This is a genomic window from Streptomyces sp. NPDC053513 (assembly GCF_044544765.1).
Taxonomy (GTDB): Bacteria; Actinomycetota; Actinomycetes; order Streptomycetales; family Streptomycetaceae; genus Streptomyces; species Streptomyces litmocidini.
The window spans coordinates 708,934-734,074 of record NZ_JBITXP010000001.1 but is presented as its reverse complement, the minus strand read 5'-3'; the positions used below and the strand labels follow the sequence as shown (position 1 = coordinate 734,074).

Below are 25,141 nucleotides of genomic sequence, written 5' to 3'. Positions count from 1 at the left end.
TCAGGCCCCCATCGGGGTCACGGCGACGGCGCGGAACGAGATGCCGTGCCGGGTCTGGCCGTTGAAGGTGTTCTCCCAGTCGCGGGCCTTCAGGCCGATCACCGACACCGGCATGCCCGGCGCGAGCCCGTCGGGGAGGCCGGTCTCCGGGATGGTGACCTGGTAGAGGTTGCCCTCGCCCTCGTCCGAGATGAGGAGCCCGACCGTGGAGAGGCCGGCGCCGGTCTCCCGGTCCACGGCGCGCTCACCGGTCTGCTTGTTCACGAGCTTCGGCGTGGGAGCGGTCGCGACGAACACGACGGCGGTAGAAAGGTCGATCTTGAAGGACGGCATGTCCACTCCACCGGTAAGGGGGGCTTAACAGCCCGAGCGTCGGATCCCCCGCACTGCTAAGGGGGGGTTAGCACCCAAGATGCATGCGACTGGTGCGAGGTGTCAAGCCCCCCTTAGCATGGGGGTATGAAGTCAGCCCTATGTCCGGTTTCGCGAGGTGTTCGCCGTGATTGAAGAAGTGCGGCGGGTCGCCGCCATGCAAGATCACGCGCTGCGCGTGAAGGCCGCCGTGGAGCTGATGGGGGACCTGCAAGCCGCCGTCATCGAGACCTCTCGCATGCGTAAGGAGAGCATCGCTTGGCTTCGTGACCATGGGCACTCCATGGCGGACGTCGCCAAGATGATGGGCGTCAGCCGCGCGCGCGTGGCGCAGCTCCGCGATGCCGGCCCCCCGCCGGAGCGTGCGTTCCTCGGTACCGAGCACGCCCAGGTGCTGGTGCCCATGCGGCCGGGCGAGCGGGAGTACGTGGCGCTCGAAGACAGCTCCACGGGACAGAAGCTGTTGGCGTTGGCGCATCGGCTGCAACTCGACGGAGACCTCGGCTACATCCCGACCTCGGGCGAGATCGACCTCAACCGCGATGACCTCATGGTCGTCTGCGGCCCGAAGACGTCGCCCGTCACCGCCGAGGCTCTGGGCAAGGACCCGCGGCTGGCCTTCGAGACCCTGCCCGATGGGCGTTGGGCCTTGACCGAGCGGGACGGCGGCGCCGTGCACACCTCTCCCACCGACAATCCTGAGACGCCATCGCCAACGGACATCGCGTATCTCGGCAGGCTGCCGAGGCCTGACGGGCAGGGCAGCTTCTTGCTCATCGCCGGCGTCCACGCGGTCGGTTCGCTGGGCGTGGCTCATTTCCTCTCCGAGAACGTCGCCGACCTGTACAAGCAGGTGGGTACGGCACCGTTCTCCATGGTGATTGCCGCGGACTATGACCCGAGCACGAAGGCGATCAGCAGTAGCCGTGCGCTGAGCGACGTCCTGATGCACGAAACCGTCTGACGTGCGCGTCGACTCCGCTAGCTACCCCCGCCCTCAGGGGCCGAACGAGGACTTCGCACTCTCCGACCCCACTGCGGCCGTGGTCCTGGACGGTGCCGGGATGGCACCGGGCATGAAGTCGGGGTGCAGGCATGGAGTCGCCTGGTACGTGGAGCAGCTGGGGACTCGCCTGCACGCGGAGGCCGCCCGGGGAGACGCGCCCCTGACGGTCTGCCTGGCGACGGCCATCGAGTCGACGGCGAGCCTGCACCGGGACACCTGTGTGGTCGATGCCCCGCTGTCCCCTTCCGCGACAGTGGCCATGGCCCGGGTGCGGGGTGACAGCTTCGAGTGGCTCGTCCTGGGGGACTGCACGGTCCTCATCCAGAGAGACGACGTGGTGACAGCCACAACGGACGACCGTCTTGCCCAGGTGGCATCACATGCCCGAGAAGTCCTCTCCAGGGCAGTCCCGGGGTCGCCAGAGCGGCAGCGAGCCCATGAGGCCCTGGTGCAGGAAGAGCGCAGCCAGCGCAACGTGCGGGGCGGGTACTGGGTGGCAGCAGCCGATCCGACAGCAGCGAGCCAGGCACTCACCGGCTCGGAGAGCACATCCCGGGTCCAAGGCGCAGCCTTGCTGACCGACGGCGCTGGGCGACTCGTGACGACGTTCCGCTCAACCGACTGGCAGGGCTACATGGCCTTGCTCAGCCACGGCGGCCCCCACGACGTGCTCCGGCAGGTCCGCGAAGCGGAAGCATCCGACCCCGACCTCAGCCGATGGCCGCGAAGCAAGCAGCACGACGACGCCACGATCGCGTACATCCGCCCATAAGAGCACTGGAGTTGTTACAGATTTCTCTACCTCATCAAGGCACCCGCCGCGCACGGCGCGGCGCGCGCGGCCCGTCGCCCGGGCCTGCGCTCCTGTCTCCGCCCCGCTCCAGCCCGGCCGCCGGCCGCACGCCTGCGGCTCGGGTTGATGGGCAGTCAAAGCAGGCCTTCAGGCACGGCAACCGTCACATGGCATGCGTAGCCACGAGCGCTGCCGACTGCGGCCAAGACGGGCGACCCAAAGGCGGCTAACAGCGAGGGAGGGGTGGCCGCTTGCGCAACGGCGTCTGGCTGCTGGGCCTGAGTAGGGCGGGGCGCCGTACCCCCGCCGTCACGGATGACGGGAGCGTGAGGCGACCACGCCACCGGGAAGGGGCGGGCGGGGAGCAGCTGCTGCCGCGAAGTGGTGCCAGCCGGTGTGGTCGCTCCGCGTCGGTACCGGTATCGCCGTGGCTGATGAGCGTGTCGTTGCAACGTCCCTCTTAGGATCTGGTGCCATGACGAGCCCCTTGGCACCCGACGATCACATTGGCGATCGGGAGGCCTTCAGTGCCTTCCTAGGCCGTCTTCGCGAAGACCACGCCGCCAACAGTCAGCAGTGGGAGAACGCAACGCTGGAAGGGTTCTTGGAGGCCCTGCAAGCCTGGACCGATGCCTCCCCGGGGTGGTACCGAAACTTCGGTCATGATCTGCCCCGCGAAGGTGACTGGACGTTCTTCGCTCGTGCTCTGACTGCCGCTCGAATCTACGAGTAGCTCTCATGGGCCGTGCCCCTGGCGTGCCCGATCGAGCGGGGAGTATCAGGGAACAACGGTCAGCCGCAGGCACCAAACAACACGACGACCCCTGACCGATTTACCTGGTCAGGGGCCGTTCACGTGCGCGGTGGGTGCGGGATTTGAACCCACGGCGACTCTCGCCACGACGGTTTTCAAGGTCCTTCCGCGCACCTTCGCATTGCAGCAGCCTTGGGCGAATACTACTGCGGCCGGCCTACCCATCAAGCAGGCTCGCCTGACCATCCCCCATCCCTACAAAGAGGTACTCAGTCGACCGCACGCGCCCAATCTTGTCTTTCTTCTTGATCACTTGAACCACGAACGAGACGTTCATCCCCAGCTCCAAGTGCATGCCCATCAGGCTTTCTGGTTCGACGCGCACCTCATAGGCCGCCGACCTGCGACTTACTCCAGCCTTGACTTTGACCAACCCTGATTCACGGAGCTCCGTAATGCGCCCCACGACGACTGCTCGAGATTTGTGCAAATCCAGGTTCCGCAGGCTTCGTACATATCCCTTTCCTCGCCCAGAAAGGAACGAGGAACGCACTGTCCCATCTAGGCTTTTCCAGCGCATCTCCATGGCCAGGTCAAACTTATCCAGAGCCTCAACTACGCCATCTAGACCCGGCACCATTCTTTCCCACTGGCGAACATCCTGCTCGTTCTCAGCCGCTTCCACGAGTTTCAGCAGGTCACGCATAGCAGGGTCGGCAGCGGAAGAATCAATACGCGCCAGCCTGGCCTGTTCATCCGAGTCGGAAAAATCTGAAACCTTAGGACGGACATGCAAAACCGTGCTGCCCTGCGAGAGGCCAGTTAGCTCCAGCTCGATATCCTTTCGAGCTGCAGCGCTAACGCCGTCCCTCAGCGGCTTAAGGAGAGCATCACCGATCCTGAAGTCGAGTGCACCGCTGTCCGCCGCTTCCCCCTTAAGGCGAACGGTCAGTTCCTCGTCGAGGCTTGCGGTCGGATCGTAGTGACGCGCCGCTTCTAGCCAGAACCGCCGCAGCTCCTCTTCGTAGCTGTCACTGTCCTGATGATCTTCACCCAGCTCAGCGAAGAAGTGTCGGTTGGCTTCCCGGTTGCGCTCAAGGGCACGTCGCTTCCAGCTCGCGCTCATAGCGTCACCTCCAGGTAGCCTCGCCGTGGCACTACTGTCTCAAGCGTGGGCTCTGTCTTGTCTACCCCATTGGGCCGACAGCGCTGCCACCAGTCGTCCCAGGCTCCCCGGTCCCGAAGGTACGCCTGATCGTCCGGCTCCAGCAGCTCGGCACGGAAGACGGAGACAACGGGGCGATACCCAACCCGCAGGGGGGACACTCCAAACTCGGCGAGCCTTGCCTTGCGATTGAACGCCGAACTGAGCCACCTTGAGCCCGATAGCCCCTTCATCGAGGCAACGACACCCTCGTCGATCAGCACCGTGAGGTCGATGTTCTGGGGGTTCAGCTTTGTGCTCACATAGCTCCCACCCAGCCAAATGGCATGGACGAGGCCTTGATCGCCAATGGTGTCCCTATGGCGGTCCTCAAGATCAAAGAAGCGACTCAGGTAGGTCTCTAGCCCATCCCAGAGCTGCCGGCGAGTATCCGAGCCGCTGAATCGCTCGTCTTCGACAAGCAGTCGCTCGGCACCTTCGGGGTCGAGCCTGTATCTGCCCGGCGGCAGGAAGCCGCTATCGCCCCACTCCGGAACCATATACCCCCCCTGGGTGCATAGCTGTTCCAGATGATGATCCTCTGGTACGCGACTGTCGGCAAGAGCTCGTCACTCGACGTAGCCTCATGCCGTTAGACCGGGATGCACAGTCGCGCTCGCCGCACAGCCAGAACATCCTCGACGTGCTGTGAGGAAAGGGCACAGGGCGCGGCCTATTCGTGGACGGCAGGGCCGCGCCGAAGCCTCTACCGCCTCGTGACCAGCAGCAATGCGCGGGACAGACACGCCCTCCGGAGTCGTGTGCCTCGCTGTGCAGTAGCCCTTCGGCCGCAGTACAGGCTCGCTCAGTAGCTGACGAGGACGACGATGTTCGTCAGGAGCAGAAGCGTGAGGACGGCGAGGACCGAACGGCCGAACAGTCGGGATCGTCGTCGCGCCACAGCGGCGACCTCTTCGGCCGTCCTTCCTTCGGGACGTGGGTGATCCCGCCACCGGCCTGTCCCTACCCAGATCACCACCAGGAGCAAGACGATGTAGATCGTCCATTCGCCCAGTCGATACGGCGTCACTTGCGGGCTCCTCTTGTTGGCGCGGCGGGGAGCGTAGCGCGGCAGCGGGAGATCGCATCACCCGGGGATAGGTATGTGGTTCCGGGGTCATCTCTGAGCCTCCCCCAGACAGGCCGGGGATGCGACCATTCCCTTCAGAGTTGGAACCCCCGGAAGCCGACCGCGCCGGTGGACGCTACCCCGAGGCACTGACAGAGGGTGGCGAAGACCGTGCCACATCCGTGCCAGATCGTGCGGGGAACTGCGGGGAACGAGGGGCGTGCTCGGGCTCTGGGGTGCCGATCAGCTCCCGCAGCATCCGCGCAGGCCAGGTACGGCCCCGCCCTCCCGCTCTCCTAAAGAGGTGTTCTCACCTGTTGTGCGCCCCAATGCCCCTGCGGACAGGCGTCGTGCGCCCGCATGCGCCTTCCGCAGAGCCAGGAGCGCTCGACACACTCTGCTGGTCTGTCCGTCTGATGGCACCAGGGGGAGTAGTGGCTCGAACGCAGTCCAAGTGCGGAGCGCTCACGCAGAAGGGGACTCGGTGTCAGCGCCTTGCCATGATCGGAGCGTCCAGGTGTGACCGTCACCGCGGCGAGTGGTCCTCCTACGAGGTTCAGAAGCGCAAGGCGAAGAAGAAGCGGAAGTAGCCGGCCGCTGGGCCGTGTCTGGGCCGTGGAAGGGCGATCGAGGGCGGCCAACCGTGACAGGTCATGACCGCTGAGCCGCAGGTCAGGGGCTAACAGCCCGATACCGCCCCAGGTCGGATCAAGAACCAGGGCAAGAAGTAACCTTCACGCCTCGGAGCCCCCGCCCGCCGGTTTCCGGCGGGTCGGGGGCTTCTTCTCGTTCGGGCGGTGTCCGGCGGGTCGGGGGCTCCGTCCTGTTCGGGCGGTGTCCGGTGGGCGTACCAGGTCTGTGACAGGGCGGGGTCCGGCGCTTTCGCGGTGACGGGGGCGTTGCTACGTTCCGGCCGGAGGGTGGCCGTGTGGACGGCCGCCCGTGAAAGAGGGGCTTCCCGATGAACGCCGACCGTCTCAGACCCGTTGTCCTCACGCTCGCCGCCGGCGCGCTCGCCGCCGTGCTCACCGGATGTCAGCAGGGAGGTGCCGCCGCCGGTGGTGCCGCGCCGAGCGCGCCCGCCGCGAGCACCTCCGCTCCCGGAACGGCCGGATCGGGTGGGGGCGGCACGCCGACCGCCGCTCCCACCGCCGCCCCGACCGTCGCTCCGGTCGTGAAGAAGCCGGCGTCCCCGAAGACCTCCGAGCCCGCGCCCGCGCCGAAGCCCACCGCCAAGCCCGCTCCCGCCGGCTGTGTCGACTCGACGCCCGGACCCGACGACGTCGACCCCGACGAGTTCGCCCTCTACCGGATCGAGGAGCTCGACGGCAGCACCGGCAAGGTGAACCTCGTCGTCCAGCACGGGGCCTGGGGCTGCGGATCGCCCGACTCCGACGGCGGGCCGTTCGTCGTCACCGGCGAGGAGAGCCGCTGGGCCCTCGACCAGGCCGCGTACGTCACCGCCACCAACCCGATCGTCACCAGCACCGAGAACCAGCGGATCGGCGTGCAGGAGCTGATCGACTGGGTGAACGCCCACCCCGACTCGGGGCTCGTCTTCCGGTACGAGACCGGGGACGACGGGGCGATCCACCGCCTCGAAGAGGTCTTCACCCCGTAGGGCCCCGTCCCGTCCCTGCGCCGGACGGGTGAGGGCGAAACCTTCCGGCTGCGGTGCGCCGCTTGGGGAACAGGGGAGGGGGTTAGAGGTGGGACGACCTTGGCCGTCTCCACCGAAACGAGAACCCCGTGCGTCTCCGCCACTCCGTCGCCGCCGTCTGCGGCGCACTCGCCCTCACCGCCGCCCTGGCCTCCCCGGCCCACGCCGCCACCGGCGACTTCGGCTACCGGTTCGTCGGGATCGACGGCTCCCAGCAGTGGATCACGCTGCACGACCCGGCGAGCGGCGAGTGCATCACGATCGCCGAGGCCGCCGACCCGGGCGCCTCCGAGCCCGCCTTCGCGCCGCACAACGACACCGACGAGTACGCGATGGTCTTCACCGGGACCGACTGCTCGGGCGACTCCTGGACCCTCCGGCCCCACGGCCGCCCGGCCGGTGACCGGCTGAAGCTGCGTTCGGTGATGTTCTTCAGGCCGTAGCGGGCCCACCCGATATCGACGGGCGGAGACGGCGGCGGCTCGCTACCGTCCACCGCATGAGCACGTCACTCCGCCTGGAGCGGGTCACCCCCGCCAACGTCGACGCCGCCCTCGGCCTGCGCGTCCACCCCCACCAGGAGCGCAACGTCGCTCCCGTCGTGAAGTCCCTCGCGGAGGCGTACGCCTTCGGGGAGAACGCCTGGCCGCGGCTGATCTTCGACGGCGACGAGCTCGTCGGCTTCCTGATGGCCTTCCTCGACATCCCGTGGGACGAGGAGCAGGACCCCGACGACCGGCGCAGCGGCCTCTGGCGGCTCAACATCGCCGCCGGCGCCCAGGGCAGGGGGTACGGGCGGTTCGCCGTCGAAGCCGTACGCGACGAGCTGCGCCGGCGCGGCGAGCGGCTGCTCCACGTGACCTGGGAGCCCGGCGAGGACGGGCCCGGCGCCTTCTACGAGCGGCTGGGATTCCGTACGACCGGAGAGGTCAGCGGCGGCCAGACCGTCGGCGTGCTCGACATATAGGGAGACATGCGGGACGGCGGGGGGGGGGGGGGGGGGGGGGCGCCCCCCCCCCCCCCCCCCCCCCCCCCCCCACGGCCGGTTCCGGGGTGGCGGGCGGCGCGGCGACCGGGCGGGCGGGCCGGTGGGCCGGAACTGGCGGAGGGGAGAGGTGGGGCATTCCCGCGATATCCCTTGATCGTCTGTTTTCGGCAGAGTAAAGGAGCCGTCAAATCCGCTGGTGAAGCGTGGTGTTGATGGCTCTTTGATCCCTAGGGTGCGGATGACCGCATCGCATTCCTCGCGTGCGGTGACGCCCCGCCGGAACCGGCCGGGCGTCGTTTTGTGCTGCCCTGAAGTACCTGGAGATGTTATGAGGGCGTGGTATGCCCACCCACCCATGTGGTCCAGACACAGACGTAGATCACTGTCGGTGATCCTGGCCTCCGTGCTCGCGGTCCTGCTGTCCCTGGTGACGGTCCCCGAGGCGCAGGCCGCCCGCGGACCCCACCCCAAGGTGTGGACGCCGCCGAACACCAAGCTGGACAAGACCAGGTCCGTCGAAGGCGCCACGGACCCCGGCGAGCTCGGCACCTCCGCCGACCCCCGCACCGCCGGCCGCTGGCGCGCGGCCCGCAAGCCGGTGCCGACCGGTACGGCCACCGTCACCCTGCCGCACGCGCCCGGCGCCGGCCGCAAGGCCGCCGCGATACGCGCCGGCCGCCTGCCCGTCTCCGTGGCCGACCTCGGCGCCGCGAAGCCGGCCGGGCCCACCGGGCCCACCACGTCCGACAGGGGCGCGAGGAAGGCCGCCGGCGGCACCACCGCGGACGCCGGCACCGCTTCCGGAGCCGCCTCCGTCAGCGTCACCGTCAGCGACCCGTCCACGGCCAGGGCCGCAGGCGCGTTCGGCAACCTGATCACGGTGCGCGGCGCTTCGCCCGCCGCCGAGGCCGGGCGCGCCGTCCGCGTCGAACTCGACGTCACCACGTTGCAGGGCACCGGCGCCTGGCGCGACCGGGCCCGCCTCGTGCGGATGCCCGCCTGCGCGCTGACGACCCCCGCGAAGGCCGGCTGCCGTACCCGTACGCCCGTCCCGTCCACCCTGGACCCGTTCACCGGGAAGCTGACCGCCGACGTCACCCTGCCCGCGACGGGCGCCACGGAGACGAGCGCCGCGAGCGGCGCCCGGCGCTCCCCCGCCCCGTCGTCGACGTCCGGCGCCATGGTGCTCGCCGCCGAGCCGGCCGCCTCCGGTTCGGGCGGCTCGTTCGCGGCCACCCCGCTCTCGCCTTCCATGTCGTGGAGCGCGGGCTCGAACGCGGGCAACTTCACGTACAGCTACACCTTCTCCATGCCGACCGCGATCGGCGGAGCCGCGCCCAGCGTCATGCTCGGCTACGACTCCTCCACCGTCGACGGGATGACCGCCGCCTCCAACTCCCAGGCGTCCTGGGCCGGTGAGGGCTGGTCCTACACCCCGGGCTTCATCTCGCGGCAGTACAAGCCGTGCCTGAAGAGCGGCATCGACATGTCCGGCGACGAGTGCTGGGCGGGCCAGACCCTCAGCCTCAACCTGGCCGGACACTCCGGCCAGGTCGTCAAGGACGACACCACCGGTGTGCTGCGCCTCCAGGGCGACGACGGCACGAAGATCACCCCGCTCACCGGGCTGAACAACGGCGCCTGGAACGGCGAGGGCTTCAAGGTCACCACGACCGAGGGCACCGAGTACTACTTCGGCGCCAACCACCTGCCCGGCGGGGACGGCACCGACCCGGCCTCGAACTCGGTCAACACCGTGCCGGTGTACCACCCGAAGGCCGGCAACCCCTGCTACAGCGCCTCCACCGGACTCGCCTCGTGGTGCCAGATGGGCTGGCAGTGGAACCTCGACTACATCGTCGACCTCCACGGCAACCTCATCAGCTACGCGTACGACCAGGAGGACAACTGGTACGCCCGGGGCGGCGGCCAGAACAACGGCAACGGTGCTCCCACCAAGTACCAGCGCGCCTCCCAGCCCCGTACGGTCTCCTACGGCCAGCGCCTGCCCGAGCAGGTCGCCGCGAAGGGCGGCCTCAAGCCCGCCGTCGTGATGACCTTCACGGCCAAGGAACGCTGCTTCGAGACGAGCGGCTGCGAGCCCGCGGACCGCACCCTCGCGAACCAGAGCCGGTGGAAGGACACCCCGCTCGACCAGAACTGCGCGAGCAGCGGCACCTGCACCGTCTACGGCCCCACCTTCTGGACCTCCAAGCGGCTCGCCGAGGTCAAGACCGACGTCCTCGTCGGCACGGGCTACCGCACCGTCGACAACTGGACGCTCACCCACGGCTGGTCGTACCCCGACGACACCACCCAGAGCCCCACCATGTGGCTCCAGTCGATCAAGCGCACCGGCTCCAACGGCCTCGCCGCGCTCGACCTGCCCCCGGTCACCTTCACGGGCATGCAGATGCCCAACCGGGTCGACGAGGTAACCGTCACCGCCCCGCGGTTCAACCGGCCCCGCATGACGGAGATCGTCACCGAGACCGGCGGCCGCATCAACGTCGGCTACAAGCAGGTGGAGTGCTCGCGGCTGGCCGGCACCATGCCCGCCTCGCCCGAGACCAACACCATGGCCTGCATGCCGGTCAAGTGGGTCAAGCCGGGCTCTCCGGCGGGCACCGCGCCCTCGCTCGACTGGTTCCACAAGTACCTGGTCAACTCGGTCACCCAGGAGTCCCGCGTCACCTCCGGGGTCGCCCGGGTCACCGAGTACGCGTACGGCGGCGGAGCCGCCTGGCACCGCAACGAATCCGAGTTCGCCGACGACGACAGCCGCACGTACGACAACTTCCGCGGCTACGCGACGGTGACCACGACCACCGGCAACGGCACCGACGGCCCCAAGAGCAAGTCCGTCGCCACCTTCCTGCGCGGCATGGGCGGCCAGGTGACCGACACCTGGGGCGGCACCATCACCGACGAGGAGGAGTACGCGGGCTTCGTCCGCGAGACCCAGACCTTCGAGTCGATCGCGCCGGACGCCAAGGTCCTCAGCGGCGAGCTGAGCACCCCGTGGCGGTCGGAGGTCACCTCCACCCACACGCCGTCCGTGTCCGGACTGCCGAAGGTCACCGCCCGCTTCGTCAACACCTCCCAGGTCCGGGAGCGGTCGCGGCTCGCCGACGGCACCTGGCGGGAGACCAAGCGCGAGGTCACCTACGACACCGACCTCTCCCACGCCGCGCGCGTGCAGAAGGTCGACGTCTTCGGTGACGTCACCAAGCCCGAGCAGCGCCAGTGCACGGAGACGTTCTACGCCTCCGGCGCCAACCCGATGCTGATCGAGCTCCCGTACCGGGTCCTGACCCTTGCCGGGCCGTGCGGTGCCACGCCGAACGCCGCCAACACCATCGCGGACACCCGCAACCTGTACGACGACCAGCCGCTCGGCACGGTCGGTGCCCGCGCGCTGCAGACCTCCACCGAGGTCCTCAGCTCGTACAACGCGGACGGTTCGGCGAACTACCGGGTCACGGCGAAGGCCGCCTTCGACAAGTACGGCCGCCAGGTCTCCACGACCGACCCGAACACCAAGGACGCCACGCACCCGAACGGCGCGACGACCACGACGGCGTACACGCCGGCCGAGGGCGCGCTGCCGACCTCCGTGGCGGTCACCAACCCGCTGGGCTGGACCTCGACCACCACGATGGACCCGGGCCGCGGCCTGCCGACCCGCGCGGTGGACGAGAACGGGCGCTTCACGGACGAGGAGTACGACTCCCTCGGCCGCCTGGTCGCGGTGTGGAAGCCCGGCCGCGACAAGGCCACGCAGTCCCCGAACCAGAAGTTCTCGTACGACCTCAAGACCAACCGCGACGCCCCGGCCGCCATCACCACGCAGAACCTGCGCGAGGACGGCAGCTACGGCACCAGCATCCAGATCCACGACGGCTTCGGCCGGGTCCGCCAGACCCAGGCGCAGCCGCCGTTCGGCTCCGTCGGCCGGCTGATCTCGGACGCGATCTTCGACACCCAGGGCCGCCAGGTCCAGACGACCCCGTCGTACTTCAACAACGACTCGGGTCCGACGCCGGTCGTCTTCGTCCCGCAGGACGCGCAGATCCCGGCGCAGACGTGGAACGAGTACGACGGCCTGGGCCGGGTGACGGTCAGCAAGTTCATGTCGTACGGCCAGGAGCAGTGGCGCACGACGACGACGTACGCCGGTGCGGACCGGATCGACGTGACGCCGCCGCCGGGCGGGTTCGCGAGCTCGACGATCACGGACGCGCTGGGGCGGACGACGGAGGTCCGGCAGTACAAGTCGAACGCGCCTGCGGGGGCGTACGACGCGACGACGACGTCGTACGACATCGCCGGGCACCCGGTGCTCCGCAAGGACTCCTCGGGGCACGAGTGGCGTTACACCTACAACGTCCTGGGCCAGGTGACCAGCAGCTTGGACCCGGATTCGGGGGAGAGGCGCAGCACGTACGACGCGGGCGGCCGGCTCACCACGGCCACGGACGCGCGCGGCCGGTCGGTCAGCCAGACGTACGACCTGCTCGGCCGGCAGACCGCCGCATACGAGGGGACGGACACCACCGACCCTTCGAAGAAGACCCTCGAGTGGACGTACGACGCCAAGGCGAAGGGCAAGCCGGACTCGGCCACCCGCTTCGTCAACGGCCAGGCGTACAAGTCGACCGTCACTGGCTACGACATCGGCTACCGCCCCACCGGCGCGTCGGTGACGATCCCAGCCAGTGAGGGTGCCCTCGCCGGCACGTACACATCTTCGGTGACGTACACCCCGGTCCTCGGCCTGCCGAAGACCACGACCCTGCCGGCGGCCGGCGGCATGACCGCCGAGCGGCTGACCAACTCCTACGACGTCGACGGCAACTTCATCGGCTCCAGCGGCAAGTCCGCCCTGGTCACCGATGTCCAGTACGACGCCTTCGGCCGACCCACGCGCACCACGGTCGGTCCGTACGGCTCTCAGGTGGTCACCACCCAGCTGTACGACGCCGGCACCGGCCGGGTCACCCAGTCCACCCTGGACAGCCAGCTCGCCGGCAACCACGTCGACCTCACCACCTACACCTACAGCAAGGCGGGCTCGCTCACCTCGGCCCGCAACGTGCAGGACGGCACCAGCGTCGACACGCAGTGCTTCACCTACGACTACCTGGGCCGGCTCAGCGCCGCCTGGACCGACAAGGGCGGCATCACCACGGCGCCCGCCCCGTCGGTCTCCGGCATCGGCGGCTGCGCCAACCCGGCCGAGCCGACGGCGGCGGACGCCGCCACGCGGATCGGCGGCCCGTCGCCGTACTGGCAGTCGTACGGGTACGACCTGACCGGCAACCGCACCAAGCTGGTCCGGCACGACCCGACCGGTGTGACGACCAAGGACCAGACGGTCGACCAGACCTTCGCCACCGGTCCGAACACCCCGACCACCGCACCGGACACGGGCGGCGGCACAGGCGGCCCGCACGCGCTGACGACGTCGAAGACGACCGTCGGCACTGACGTGAAGACGGCGACGTACCAATACGACGCCGCCGGCAACACCACGGCCGTCACCGACACCTCCGGCACCAAGAAGATCAACTGGAACGGTGAGGGACGGATCGAGTCCGTCGAGGACACGGCGGCGAAGGGCACGACGAGTTACGTCTACGACGCGTCCGGCAGCCAGCTGATCCGCCGCTCGCCGGGCAAGGTCACGCTCTACGTCGGTGCCGACGAGGTCATCCTCGACACGGCGACGGGCGCGCTCTCCGACACCCGCACCTATCCGGCGCCGGGCGGTCTCTCGATCACCCGCGTCACCAAGGCCGGCACGGGCAAGCTGTACTACCAGGCCGCCGATCCGCACGGCACCAACGGCGTCCAGTTCGAGGCGGGGACCCTTGCCACCGCCCGTCGTCCGAGCGACCCGTTCGGCAACGCGCGCGGCACCCAGCCGGGCGCCGGCGTCTGGGCGGGCAGCCGCGGCTTCGTCGGCGGCACCCTCGAGGACACAGGCTTCACCACGCTGGGGGCACGGCAGTACGACCCGGTGACGGGGCGCTTCCTGTCGGTCGATCCGCTCTTCGACGAGGGCGACCCGCAGTCCTGGAACGGTTACGCCTACGCCGACAACGACCCGGTCGGCAAGTCGGACCCGGATGGCACGTGCATCGTCTACGACGACGGCATGTGCGGTGGACCCACCTACCGCCCCAAGCCCACTGGCTCGGACGGCTCCGGCACCCAGACGGACACCGGATCCACCTCCGCCACCCAGCAGGCCAAGGACGACAATGCGGCCAAGCAGGCCGCCGCTGCCGAGGCCCTGCGCCAGAAGCAGGCCGCCGACGAGGCCCTCGCCAAGGCCAAGCAGCAGCGCGAAGAGCTGATGAGCAAGATCGTCGACGTCGTCGGCGACCTGATCGGCTTCAACGACGCGCGTGACTGCTTCACCAAGGGCGACGTCATGGGCTGCATCAACACGGCCCTGAACTTCGTCCCGTGGTCGAAGGTCTTCAAGGCGGTGAAGGTCGGCATCCGGGCCTTCAAACTCTGGAAGGAGGGAGAGAAGGCGTACGACGCCTTCCGCGGCGCTCAGAAGATCGCCAGGGAGGCGGAGAGCGCCATGGTCGCGGCGCGGAAGACCGCGGACGAGGCGGCTGCGGCCGAGGACGCGGCGGTCGCGGCCGAGAAGAAGGCGGCGGACGACGCGGCCAAATCAGCCGATGAAGCGGGCTCCTGCCCCATCGGTGGTCCGCACAGCTTCCCGGCCGGCACGCTGGTCCAGCTGGCGGACGGCACGACGAAGCAGATCGAGACGGTAAAGGAAGGCGACCAGGTCCTCGCGACCGATCCGCAGACGGGTGTGACCCGCGCGGAGAAGGTCGAGCGGCTGATCACGACGCCCGACGACAAGGAGTTCACCGACCTGGTCGTGACCTCCACCGCCGGGACGACGGACAAGCTGACCACGACCTGGCACCACCCGTTCTGGGACGCCACGACGCGCCGTTGGACCGAGGCGAGCCGACTGGCCGCCGGCCACGAACTGCGCACCGCCGACGGCACGCTGATCACCGTCACCCGGGTCCGCAACTACCACCAGTCCGTGGTCACGTACGACCTCACGGTCGACCGCCTGCACACGTACTACGTGCTGGCCGGCGTGACTCCGCTCCTGGTCCACAACTGCGGCCCCACCCGGGACAACCTCGGTGACGGCAAGACCGCGGAGAATCCGGCGTTCGAGGACGACCCGTACAGCGAGGGCGCGGTCAAGGCTCGTAGCGATGAATGGCACGAGCACTTCAAGAACTACGAGCTCCTGACCCGCAACCACGAGCGGCTCGCCAGGAAGGTCGCCAACGACCCGAGTGTCGTGCAGCGATCGAACAGCCAGGGGCTGGACTTCTTCCAGAACCATTCGAACGCGCGAGGCTGGGCCAGCTGGGTGAACTCGCCCATCTACGACGGCACCAACATCGGTATGCCGGGCAACAACCAGATCCGCGTGATGCTGAACGTGAACACCGGCGAGATCGCCTGGTTCCCGCTCAAGAACGGAGCGCACAATTACGGCCTGCCGACCCTCTTCCATTACGCACGCCGTATCTGACCTGCACGCATGAGATGAGAAAGTGACAGGGCGGGCCGTCCACCGGGCGGCCCGCCCGGCTGTTTCACACGAAAGGACGCATGGAAATGGAAGTGGCCCGGGAGGCTGTGGAAAAACTCTCCGCCGCAGGATTCGCCTTCCGCGGGGTCATGGAGACGCTCGACGACCTACCCCCCGTCAACGTGGTCAGCTACATGTCGAACCTCGGCCCCGACAGCGGCAGGCACGGGTTCCTCCTGGCCCACGACGAGCAGGACCTGAGCAGTCGTTTCAACGAGGAATGGGAACGGCTGGCCCGCGAGAGCGGACTGTTCTCCGAGGGGGCGGAGGGACGCCCCGAGTTCCTGATCGGTGTCGACACCGTTCAGGACACGTCCGAGGACGCCGAGCTCCAGTCCTGGCGCTGGGTGCGGGTGGCGCTCGCCGACGGCTGGGACATCGCCGGAGCCGGGTGTGAGAACGGGATCCTGGGCGCGGGAGCGAACAACCCCGCCTTCATCATGATGTCGCTCGACGGAGAGGTCCTGATGGGCGGAGCCTACTGGCAGGACGGCATCGGGGCGACGGCCCTGACGCATCCGGCCCGCCTCCCGGAACTGCGCGAGCACGCCCGCCGCATCGCCGTCGACTTCGACTGGCTGGAACCCGAGCAGCGTCAGTGGGCCGGCCGCTGGCTCGAGCACGTGACGGCGCAGGATCGCTGACGAACGCCGTGAAGGCCGGTACCCCCGCGGGGGTACCGGCCTTCGACCTTGTGTCAGACGTCCAGCGACCCGGTCACGTCACCGGAACCGTGTGCCACCTCTGCGGCCGCGTCTGGTTGCAGTCGTACAGCTGCGGCCGCGTCCCGTTCGCCGTCGTGCCGTTCGGCAGGTCCAGGCAGCGGCCCGAGCCCGGGTTGTAGAGCGAGCCGTCCGGGCGGACGTACCACTTCTGGTTGACGCCGCCGTTGCAGGTCCACAGCTGCGGCAGGGTGCCGTTGCCCCAGGGGCCGTTGCCCGGGGCGTCCAGGCACATCCCCTTGATCTGGAGGCTGCCGTCCGGCATGCCCTTCCAGGACTGGGCGTCGGAGCCGTTGCAGGTCCACGCCTGGACCGCGCGGCCGTTCTCCGCGACGCCGCCCGACAGGTCGAGGCAGACGCCCGGGGCCATGTCCGAGACCACCGGGCCGGACACGCTCGCCGGGTCGACCGCGTAGTCGTGGACCACCACGTCGGCGATCGAGCCGTTGTAGAAGTTGTTCGCCTTGCCCTGGTACTTGTAGCGGCCCAGGACCAGCGAACCCGCCGCCGCCAGCTTCGTCGTGTGGAAGCCGGTCGAGGCGAGCGCGTCGTTGACATACAGCGTCATCTGGCCGGTCGTCGCGTTGTAGCTGACGGTCAGCTTCGTCCAGACGCCCGTCCGGGCCCGCGCCGCGCTGCTGCGCACGTCCGTGGTGTCGTACGGCCAGCCGCCGTTGTCGGCGGTGGCCATGCCGAGGTGCCAGTTGACGTAGCCGTTGCCCATGGTGGCGGGCCACAGCATGAAACCGCTGGCCTGGGTGTTGTCCTGGCTGATGACGACGCCGTCGGCGAGGGCGTTCGCCTTCGTCCACAGCGAGATCGAGAAGGACTTGGTCGTGTCGACCTTGAGCCCGTCGGACTCGATCACACCATCCGTGCCGTTGAACGTCGCCACCGTGGCCGGCGCGCCGTTGACGGTGTCGGCGGTGAAGGTGACGCCGCCCTTGACGGTGCCGGGGAACTTCCCGTACGCGTCCGGCGTCTTGCCCGCCGCGGCCGAGGCGAGCGACATGCGGTCGACGGGAGCGGTGGTGTCACCGAGCTCGGCCGGGGCCTCGAAGCCGGTGACGGTGCCCGCCGCCGCGCCCGAGGCGGTCTTGCCGCGCCAGAACATCAGCTTCTCGCTGCCGGCGGCGACGGCCCACAGGTCCGCCAGTCCGTCCCTGGTGGCGTCGCCGACGGTGCCGACCTTCGGGAAGGCCGTGGTGGTCAGACCGCTGCCGATGACGGACGAGGCCGGACCCGTCGGGGAGGCGAGACCGGACAGGTCGAGCCGGCCGTCGGACTTGGTGCCGATCGGGTACGAGCGGAGCGTGCCGTCGGTCAGGCTGCGGGTCCACAGCGTCGGCTGCGCCTTGCCGCTCGCCGAGCCGGGGTTGAGGAGCTCGAAGCCGCCCCAGTTCCCGGTGCCGGACACCAGGACGGCGTCCGCGTCGAGGCTGTTGATGCTGTTGGAGCGGTACAGCCACAGGTTGCCGCGCTCGACCGCGAGCACCGCGGTCTGGTCGGCGGCCAGGTCGCCGTCGAAGTCGTTCAGCGTCGCCTTGGGCGCGCCGAGCGCGAGGATCTGGGTCGCCTCGGACCAGTCCGGCACCCAACCGGCCGGCGCCGCGTCGAGCGGAGTGCCGTCCGGCGCCGCCCAGGTCGTCGGCTTGTCGACGGTCGTGTACGTGTTGAACGTGCCGTCACCCTTGTTGGGGTAGAGGTAGAGGTTCCCCTTCAGCGCGGCGTTGGCCGTGGTGTGCGCGAAGACGTCGTCGACGCCCATGGAGCGCAGCGCGCCGCGGTGCGTGGTCTGCGCGTCCTTCCAGGTGGTGCCCTGCGGCGCGAGGCCGAGCAGGGCGGCCTGCGCGATGGTCGGGTCGCTGTCCGCCGTCATGTGCATCAGGTTGCCGGCGGTGTCCGGCTTCAGGATGTCGCCGCGACCGTCCTTGTCGAGGTCGCCGGGGACGGCCGCGCCCTTCGCCGGGTTCCACGGCACGTAGAAGGTGTACGGGAAGGGCTGGCTGTAGTTGCCCGCCACGTCCATCGCCTGGACGAACAGGATGTTCGTGCCCCAGATCCGCGGCGTGTACGCGAAGCTGCCGCTCGCGCCCCGGACCACGCCGGGGTCGGAGCACTTCCAGCCGGTGACCGGCGTCGGGTCCGTCGTCCAGCGGAAGCAGGCGGCGCCGGAGGCGTTCAGGCCGCTGCCCGGCGCCGGGTCGGTGACGTTCACGGTGAACGTGCCGGTGTCGTTGATCTTCAGCTTCGGTACGACGTTGACCGTGCCGCTGGCCGGGAAGTCGGTGGAGCTGACGGTGAGCGCCGGCGGGGTCTTGTCGACCCGGAAGTAGCACCACGGGGTGTCGCCGGAGGAGAGCCAGCCGTCCCTGACGTTGGCGGTCCAGCCGTACTGGTGGCCGTCCGCGAAGGTGCCGCCCCAGTACTCGACCTCGCCGTAGCTGCCGGTCGGGCCGACGTCCTGCCGGACACTCCAGTTGGAGTCGTTGTCGTCCCAGATGTGGAAGTTGGTGTACAGCTGGTTGAAGCCGATCGGCGACCAGGTGTTGACCCGCAGCTTGATGAACTGGTTGGCGCCGACCCAGCCCGGGTTGTACCAGGCGTTGCCGCCGGGCGTCTGGCAGTCGTTGTAGCTGCCGCTGTCGGCGAAGCCGGGCGTCGGGACGGTGCGCGGGTACCAGATGGTGGGCGCGATGTCGTACTCGATGGAGATGGACGGGTCCGCGCCCAGGTGGTGACGGTAGTACTTCTCGTACTCGTCGTCGGCGGCGAAACCGACCGTCCAGTTGCCCCACTTCTCGTCGGCGGCCTTCTGCATCCACCACTTGACGTCGTAGTAGACGGTGCCGTTGCCGGTGATCCACTGGGTGCCGACCTTGGTGCAGCCGGCCATGATCGAGCCGGTGCCGCACGGCTGGTTGTTCCAGGTGGCGCCGCCCGGGATCAGCGGCGTGCTCCACAGGCCGATCGGCTTGTTGGTGCCGGGTGCGGCGGAGCTGACCACCGAGGCCGCCAGCGTGGCGCTCGCGATCTGGGCGGTGCCGTGCGAACCGTCGGCGAACAGCTGGGACGGGATGCCGAGCTGGAAGTACGAGCGGTAGCGCCCGTATCCGGTGCAGTCCGAGTAGCCGCAGTAGCCGACGCCCAGGCTGCTGAGCGTGTTGACGTTCGACGTCGTCGGGTGGTTCTCCTGGACCTGGGCGTTGACCTGGCGGTTGGCCTGGGCGTTCACCGTCGGGTCCAGGTACCAGGGGCCGGTGCCCTTGCCGAAGGTCTTCGGATCGGGCGTCAGGACCAGCGCGTCGGCGCTCGCCGTGACCTTCATGGTGGAGACGTTCGCCCCGTCACCCGGCTGCTCGGCCGAGGACCGGACACCCGGCAGGGGAGTGGCCGTCCCCGGCCGGGCCGACTTCGTCCAGCGCGGCGCGGGGGCCGCGTACGACGAGTCCCACTGGAAGGGGGTGGGCGCGTGCAGCCGGGCCCTGCCACGGGCGTCCTTGAGGACGATGTTGCCGGCGCGGTCGGCGGACAGGTTCAGGCCGGTGGTGCGCACCGGGAACCGGAGCTGCTTCAGCCGCGGATCGGCCGCGGCCTTCGCCGTCTTGACGACGACGACCTCGCGCCAGCCGCCGTCGGCGAGCGCGGTCATCCTCAGGTCCACGCCGGGCAGCACCGAGGCGTACGTGGCGGTGGCACCGCTCAGCGTCGGCTTCGGCAGGGCGAACGGCGCGGTCACGGAGAACCGCTTGCCGTCGTCGGTGGTGATGGTGGCCAGCGGGCCGGTGCCGCCTCCGGAGAGGGTGAGACGGGCGCCGGTCACGCGCGGGACGACGGTGTTCCCGGGGCCGGTGGCCAGCGTCGGGTCCAGCGCGCGCCAGTGGCCGTCCTGCCTGGTCCGTACGGACTGGGCGTGGGCCTTCGTGATGAGCCGGTGGCCGTTCGGCTGCGCGACGGTCTCCGACGTCTCGGTCGTCAGGGCGTCGACGGTTACGGGCCTGCCGGTCTCCCCGGCCTTGCGCAGGGCGTCCTGCACGGCCCTGTCGACGGCGGTGGCGGCCTTCGGCTGCCCGGTGGCCGGGTGCGCGGCCGGGCCGGTGCCGCCGGTGGCGGCGGTGACGGGCGATGCCGCCGCCGCGAGCGGCGCGGCGGTCATGCCGAGCGCGAGCGCGGTGGCGAGAGCCACCGTCCCCCGGCCGGCGACGCCCATCGTACGGACGCGGGACGGCCGGCTGGTCCGGCGTCTCGCGGCTATGTCTGACATGCGGTTCGAGTGTCCCCTCGCACGGGCCCGCCGGTCTGACGGCGGGCATACGGTCGGGAACGATGCAGGCTCGGACAGGTGGGGTCAAGCCACCTCGGCGGTGTGGGCGGCCTTGTCCGGTTTGATCACTGACGGAGCGTGGGCGCAGCCCTCGGGCACACGTGTTGAACTGCGCTTTCCGCTTCCCCGGACGGTCGGCGGGCTCGGTGCCCGACCGGCGGTCCGCGGCTCTCGCCCCGACCGGTTGTGCGCCGTCGTGCCAACTCCTGGGCGCAGGAGGTCAACGCGGTCGGCCGGGCCGCTCATAGCGTGAAGAAGTGCCGAGCCGCGGAGGCGGCGGGCGCCACCGATCGCTTCGAAAGGACCCCTCATGTTCGACATCGACAAGGTGCAGGCCGCTCCGAGCAAGGACCTGCTCACGCCCGACAACTCGGTCATGCTCTTCGTGGACCACCAGCCGCAGATGTTCTTCGGCACCGGCAGCGGCGACCGTGCCGCGATCATCAACAGCACCGTGGGCCTCGCCAAGGCGGCCAAGGCCTTCGACGTGCCGGCCGTTCTGACCACGGTCGCCGCCGAGTCCTTCTCGGGTCCCCTGCTGCCGCAGCTCGCCGAGGTGTTCCCCAAGAACGAGATCATCGACCGCACCACCATGAACGCCTGGGAGGACGAGGCGCTCGTCGCGGCGGTCAAGGAGACCGGACGCAAGAAGATCGTCCTGTCGGGTCTGTGGACCGAGGTCTGCCTGGTGCTGCCCGCGCTCTCGGCGCTGGAGCAGGGTTACGAGGTGTACGTCGTGACCGACGCCTCCGGCGGCGTCAGCCCGGCCGCCCACGAGCACGCGCTGCAGCGGATGGTCGCCGCCGGCGCCGTCCCCGTGACCTGGGTCCAGGTGCTCCTGGAGCTGCAGCGCGACTGGGCGCGCCAGGAGACGTACGGCGCCGTCATGGAGATCGTCAAGGCCCACGCGGGCGCGTACGGCCTGGGCGTGGTGTACGCGCAGTCGGTCATCGGCGCGCACGCGGCCGGCTGACGTCCGTGGACACCGGCATTCTGATCCTGCGTCTGCTGGTGGGACTGCTCGTAGCCGGGCACGGTGTGCAGAAGGTCAGCCGGCACCTGGGCGGCAAGGGACTGGAGGGCGGCACCGAGGAGTTCCGCGCCGACGGCTTCCGCGGCGGTGCCGTCACCGCGCTGGCGGCGGGCGGCGGCCAGATCGGCTCCGGTCTGCTGCTCGCCGCCGGCCTCCTGACGCCGCTCGCCGCCACCGGCGCCATCGGGGTCATGACGGTCGCCCTCACCGTGAAACGGCGCCACGGCCTCTGGGTGCAGAACGACGGATACGAGTACCCGCTCGTCCTCATCGGTACCGCCGCCGCCCTCGCCGCCACCGGTCCCGGCGCCTGGTCCCTCGACGCGGCCCTCGGCCTCGCACCGTACCCGCTGTGGTGGGCCGCCCTCGCGCTCGCGGCCGGTCTCGGCAGCGGGCTGCTCACCCGGCTCCTCCTGCACCGGCCCCCCGCCGACCCGGCGATCGCCGAGCGCTGAGCGCTCGGCGCGAGTAACGCAGACCGGGTCCGGCCGGCCGTGCGCCCCCGACCGGCCGGCCGGACCCACCCACCCACCCCCCCTTCTCCCCTCTCCCCGTACAGGAGCATTCGATGGACACCCTCACGTCTCCACACGGCGGCGGCCAGCCGCTGCTGCACCAGAACGGCGCCGAGACCCAGGCGTTCGGCACGCTCAAGCAGCTGCCGATCGGCCTCGGCCACGACACCCGCATGTACGCCTGTCAGCGGCTGAACCGCGTCCTCGCCGACACGCAGATCCTCCACTCCCTCTACAAGAAGCACCACTGGCTCATGCGCGGAGCGACCTTCTACTCGCTCCACCTCATGCTCGACAAGCACGCGGAGGCCCAGCTGGCCATCGTCGACGCCCTGGCCGAGCGGGTCCAGAGCCTCGGCGGCGTCGCCGTCGGAGACCCGCGCCACGTCGCGGAGCTGACGTCGATCCCCCGTCCGCCGGACGGCGTCGAGCCGGTGCCCGTCATGCTGTCGCGGCTCCTCGACGCGCACGAGCGGATCCTGATCGACGCCCGGGATGCCGCCGCCCGGCTCTCCGCGGAGGGCGACGAGGGCAGCGCCGACCTGCTCGTCTCCGATGTCGTCCGCACCGGCGAGGCGCAGGTGTGGTTCCTGGCCGAGCACCTCGTGGACACCCCGCTGGTACGCGGCTGATGGACGACCCGTACGAGAACACGCACGAGGACGCGTACGACGTCGTCGTGGTCGGCGGAGGACCGGCCGGAGAGGTCGTCGCCGACCGCGTCGTCCGGTCGGGGCTGACCGCCGTCGTCGTCGAGGCCGAGGCGGTCGGCGGCGAGTGCTCCTACCGTGCCTGCGTGCCGAGCAAGGCCCTGCTGCGTCCCGGCGCGGCCCGCGCGGAGGCCCGCTCGGTCGACGGGGCCCGGCAGACGGTCACGGCGCCGCTCGACCCGGCGCGCGTGCTCGCCCGTCGGGACCGCTTCACCGGGCGCGGTGACGACACCGGTCAGGCCGACTGGCTCGACGGCGCCGGCATCGCGCTCGTACGGGGACATGGACGGCTCGCCGGTGAGCGCCGAGTGGAGGTGACCGGGGCCGACGGCACGCTCCGGACGTTGCGGGCCCGGCGCGCGGTCGTGATCTGCACCGGCACGGAACCCGCCCTTCCGTCGGTCGAGGGGATCGACCGGATCGGCGTCTGGACCAACCGGCAGGCCACCACCGCCGACGCGGTGCCCGAGCGGCTCGTCGTCATCGGCGGGGGAGTGGTGGCCTGCGAGACGGCCACCGCGTGGCGCTCGCTCGGCTCCTCCGTCACCCTGCTCGTCCGTGACCAGGCCCTGCTGACCGGCTGGGAGCCCTGCGCGGGCGAGGAGGTCACCCGGGGGCTGAGCGATCTGGGCGTCACGATCCGCTTCGGGGTGTCGGCCGTCCGGGTCGCCCGTGACGAGACCACTCGTACCGTGACCGTGGAGACCGACGACGGCGCCACCCTCGTCTGCGACGAGGTCCTCGCCGCCGTCGGCCGGCGCCCGCGCACCACGGACCTCGGGCTCGGCTCCGTCGGGCTGCCGGTCGGCGGCCGGCTCCCGGTCGACGACACCTGCCGGGTCACCGCGGTCGACGGCGACTGGCTCCATGCCGTCGGCGACGTGAACCACCGCGCGCCGCTGACCCACATGGCCAAGTACCAGGCCCGTGCCTGCGCGGCGGCGATCGCCGAGCGGGCCGCCGGGCGCCCGGCCGTCACCGGCGGTGGGCAGCCGTGGAGCGCGGAAGCCGACCGTTTCGCCGTCCCGCAGGCCGTCTTCACCCGTCCCGAGGTGGCGAGCGTCGGCCTCACGGAACGCGCGGCGCGCGAAGCGGGTCTCGCGGTGCGCACGGTGGAGTACCGCATCGACGACGTCGCCGGCGCCGCGCTCCACGCGGACGACTACCGCGGCCTCGCCAAGCTCGTCGTCGACGAGACCCGGGGCGTCGTCGTCGGCTGCACCCTCACCGGCCCGATGGCGACCGAGCTCATCCACACGGCCACCGTCGCCATCGTGGGCGAGGTCCCCCTGGAGCGCCTGTGGCACGCCGTGCCCGCGTTCCCGACGGTGAGCGAGGTCTGGCTACGGCTCCTGGAGGCGTACGGCCTCTGAGCCGGGAACCCGCCGGCAAACGCGTCACCAACCGCACGCGTCACCATCCGAAGGCGGCACCACCCGAACGCTTCACCACCCGCACGCTTCACCACTTGACAAGGAACCCCTCATGCACCCCACGAGGCGCACCCTCGCCCTCGCCCTGCCCGTGGCGCTCACCGCCCTGGTCGGTGCCGCACCCGCGAGCGGCACGGCCGCCGCCGGTACCGACCGGCACGATCCCAGGCCCACGATCGTCCTGGTCCACGGAGCGTTCGCGGACGCCTCCAGCTGGAGCGGCACGATCAGGCGGCTGCAGCACGCCGGCTACCCCGTCCTGGCCCCCGCCAACCCGCTGCGCGGTCTCGCCGCGGACACCGCCTACCTGCGCGGCGTGCTGGCCACCGTCGACGGACCCGTCGTCCTGGTCGGCCACTCCTACGGCGGCGCCGTCATCAGTGGCGCCGCCGTGGGCGACAGCCGGGTGAAGGCCCTCGTCTACATCGCCGCGTTCGCCCCGGACAAGGGCGAGAGCGCGGCCGAACTCGCCGCCAGGTTCCCCGGCTCCACCCTCGGCGACACCGTGAACCCGCGGCCGTACCCGCTGCCCGGCGGTGGCACCGGCACCGAACTCGTCATCGAACAGGCCAGGTTCCACCAGCAGTTCGCCGCCGACGTCCCCGCCGCGGACGCGGCCGTCATGGCCGCCGCCCAGCGCCCGGTCGCCACCGCCGCGCTGGAGGAGAAGGCCGGAGGAGCGGCCTGGAAGACGATCCCGTCCTGGGCGCTGATCGCCACCGCCGACAAGAACATCCCGCCGGCCGCCGAACGATGGATGGCCCGGCGCGCCGGTTCACAGATCACCGAAGCGGACGCGTCCCACGCCGTGGCCGTCTCCCGCCCGGCCGTGGTCACCCACGTGATCCTCGCCGCCGCGCGGGCGACCGGCTGACGCTTCGACCCGCCCGTCCCGCACACCCTCCGAAGG

16 protein-coding genes are annotated in these 25,141 nt (G+C 70.1%); 12 read left to right on the top strand and 4 right to left on the bottom strand.

Features of this window, described 5'->3' with window-relative positions; translation table 11 throughout:
• Entirely contained in the window at positions 1 to 333 is a 333-nt protein-coding gene (locus ACIGW4_RS03030) for a hypothetical protein (protein ID WP_399578119.1), read from the bottom strand.
• A gap of 166 nt (positions 334 to 499) precedes the next feature.
• Here ACIGW4_RS03030 and ACIGW4_RS03025 point away from each other — a divergent pair, with 166 nt between their 5' ends.
• Together ACIGW4_RS03025 and ACIGW4_RS03020 are read left to right on the top strand one after the other, a co-directional pair.
• Positions 500 to 1,336, top strand: a complete 837-nt coding sequence (locus ACIGW4_RS03025) for a sigma-70 family RNA polymerase sigma factor (protein ID WP_399578116.1) — start codon at positions 500 to 502, stop codon at positions 1,334 to 1,336.
• A gap of 1 nt (position 1,337) precedes the next feature.
• Positions 1,338 to 2,150 (top strand): protein phosphatase 2C domain-containing protein, encoded by an 813-nt coding sequence (locus ACIGW4_RS03020; protein WP_399578113.1) that lies wholly within the window; start codon positions 1,338 to 1,340, stop codon positions 2,148 to 2,150.
• A gap of 992 nt (positions 2,151 to 3,142) precedes the next feature.
• Here the strand turns inward: ACIGW4_RS03020 and ACIGW4_RS03015 are convergent.
• Positions 3,143 to 4,051, bottom strand: a complete 909-nt coding sequence (locus tag ACIGW4_RS03015) for a hypothetical protein (protein ID WP_399578111.1) — start codon at positions 4,049 to 4,051, stop codon at positions 3,143 to 3,145.
• Entirely contained in the window at positions 4,048 to 4,629 is a 582-nt protein-coding gene (locus ACIGW4_RS03010; RefSeq protein ID WP_399578110.1) for a DUF6932 family protein, read from the bottom strand. The genes ACIGW4_RS03015 and ACIGW4_RS03010 overlap by 4 nt, the downstream gene beginning before the upstream one ends.
• 1,530 nt (positions 4,630 to 6,159) lie before the next feature.
• Here ACIGW4_RS03010 and ACIGW4_RS03005 point away from each other — a divergent pair.
• The 5 genes from ACIGW4_RS03005 to ACIGW4_RS02985 all read left to right on the top strand — a co-directional run bounded on the left by ACIGW4_RS03005 (position 6,160) and on the right by ACIGW4_RS02985 (position 16,138).
• Entirely contained in the window at positions 6,160 to 6,819 is a 660-nt protein-coding gene (locus ACIGW4_RS03005; protein ID WP_398713204.1) for a hypothetical protein, read from the top strand.
• Positions 6,820 to 6,947: 128 nt separating this feature from the next.
• On the top strand, positions 6,948 to 7,301 hold the full coding sequence (locus tag ACIGW4_RS03000) for a hypothetical protein (RefSeq protein ID WP_123454042.1): 354 nt from the start codon (positions 6,948 to 6,950) through the stop codon (positions 7,299 to 7,301).
• Positions 7,302 to 7,357: 56 nt separating this feature from the next.
• Complete coding sequence (locus tag ACIGW4_RS02995; protein ID WP_399578108.1) at positions 7,358 to 7,825, top strand: GNAT family N-acetyltransferase; 468 nt, start codon at positions 7,358 to 7,360, stop codon at positions 7,823 to 7,825.
• Between the two features lie 409 nt (positions 7,826 to 8,234).
• Entirely contained in the window at positions 8,235 to 15,434 is a 7,200-nt protein-coding gene (locus tag ACIGW4_RS02990; RefSeq protein WP_399578106.1) for a polymorphic toxin-type HINT domain-containing protein, read from the top strand.
• Positions 15,435 to 15,514: 80 nt separating this feature from the next.
• Positions 15,515 to 16,138 (top strand): hypothetical protein, encoded by a 624-nt coding sequence (locus ACIGW4_RS02985; RefSeq protein ID WP_399578104.1) that lies wholly within the window; start codon positions 15,515 to 15,517, stop codon positions 16,136 to 16,138.
• A gap of 73 nt (positions 16,139 to 16,211) precedes the next feature.
• On the opposite strand, the gene ACIGW4_RS02980 is transcribed toward ACIGW4_RS02985, so the two are convergent.
• Positions 16,212 to 20,480 carry a ricin-type beta-trefoil lectin domain protein gene (locus tag ACIGW4_RS02980; RefSeq protein ID WP_399578102.1) on the bottom strand — a complete coding sequence of 1,423 codons (4,269 nt, stop codon included), beginning with the start codon at positions 20,478 to 20,480 and terminating at the stop codon, positions 16,212 to 16,214.
• A gap of 370 nt (positions 20,481 to 20,850) precedes the next feature.
• On the opposite strand from ACIGW4_RS02980, the gene ACIGW4_RS02975 reads away from it, so the two are divergent.
• The 5 genes from ACIGW4_RS02975 to ACIGW4_RS02955 all read left to right on the top strand — a co-directional run bounded on the left by ACIGW4_RS02975 (position 20,851) and on the right by ACIGW4_RS02955 (position 25,105).
• Positions 20,851 to 21,513 carry a hydrolase gene (locus ACIGW4_RS02975; protein WP_123456877.1) on the top strand — a complete coding sequence of 221 codons (663 nt, stop codon included), beginning with the start codon at positions 20,851 to 20,853 and terminating at the stop codon, positions 21,511 to 21,513.
• A 5-nt stretch (positions 21,514 to 21,518) separates the two neighbouring features.
• Complete coding sequence (locus tag ACIGW4_RS02970; RefSeq protein WP_123456878.1) at positions 21,519 to 22,028, top strand: DoxX family membrane protein; 510 nt, start codon at positions 21,519 to 21,521, stop codon at positions 22,026 to 22,028.
• A 113-nt stretch (positions 22,029 to 22,141) separates the two neighbouring features.
• A complete protein-coding gene (locus ACIGW4_RS02965) occupies positions 22,142 to 22,720 on the top strand; it encodes a Dps family protein (RefSeq protein ID WP_399578100.1) in 579 nt (192 codons plus the stop codon).
• Complete coding sequence (locus ACIGW4_RS02960; protein WP_399578098.1) at positions 22,720 to 24,171, top strand: dihydrolipoyl dehydrogenase family protein; 1,452 nt, start codon at positions 22,720 to 22,722, stop codon at positions 24,169 to 24,171. The genes ACIGW4_RS02965 and ACIGW4_RS02960 overlap by 1 nt, the downstream gene beginning before the upstream one ends.
• Before the next feature lie 112 nt (positions 24,172 to 24,283).
• Complete coding sequence (locus ACIGW4_RS02955; protein ID WP_399578096.1) at positions 24,284 to 25,105, top strand: alpha/beta fold hydrolase; 822 nt, start codon at positions 24,284 to 24,286, stop codon at positions 25,103 to 25,105.
• Positions 25,106 to 25,141 lie beyond the last annotated feature (36 nt).

Bases quoted from the DNA above. Each gene is read 5' to 3' on its own strand.
- ACIGW4_RS03030 (WP_399578119.1), bottom strand. From the start codon at position 333: ATGCCGTCCTTCAAGATCGACCTTTCTACCGCCGTCGTGTTCGTCGCG.
- ACIGW4_RS03015 (WP_399578111.1), bottom strand. From the start codon at position 4,051: ATGAGCGCGAGCTGGAAGCGACGTGCCCTTGAGCGCAACCGGGAAGCC.
- ACIGW4_RS03010 (WP_399578110.1), bottom strand. From the start codon at position 4,629: ATGGTTCCGGAGTGGGGCGATAGCGGCTTCCTGCCGCCGGGCAGATAC.
- ACIGW4_RS03005 (WP_398713204.1), top strand. From the start codon at position 6,160: ATGAACGCCGACCGTCTCAGACCCGTTGTCCTCACGCTCGCCGCCGGC.
- ACIGW4_RS02995 (WP_399578108.1), top strand. From the start codon at position 7,358: ATGAGCACGTCACTCCGCCTGGAGCGGGTCACCCCCGCCAACGTCGAC.
- ACIGW4_RS02985 (WP_399578104.1), top strand. From the start codon at position 15,515: ATGGAAATGGAAGTGGCCCGGGAGGCTGTGGAAAAACTCTCCGCCGCA.
- ACIGW4_RS02980 (WP_399578102.1), bottom strand. From the start codon at position 20,480: ATGTCAGACATAGCCGCGAGACGCCGGACCAGCCGGCCGTCCCGCGTC.
- ACIGW4_RS02975 (WP_123456877.1), top strand. From the start codon at position 20,851: ATGTTCGACATCGACAAGGTGCAGGCCGCTCCGAGCAAGGACCTGCTC.
- ACIGW4_RS02965 (WP_399578100.1), top strand. From the start codon at position 22,142: ATGGACACCCTCACGTCTCCACACGGCGGCGGCCAGCCGCTGCTGCAC.
- ACIGW4_RS02960 (WP_399578098.1), top strand. From the start codon at position 22,720: ATGGACGACCCGTACGAGAACACGCACGAGGACGCGTACGACGTCGTC.
- ACIGW4_RS02955 (WP_399578096.1), top strand. From the start codon at position 24,284: ATGCACCCCACGAGGCGCACCCTCGCCCTCGCCCTGCCCGTGGCGCTC.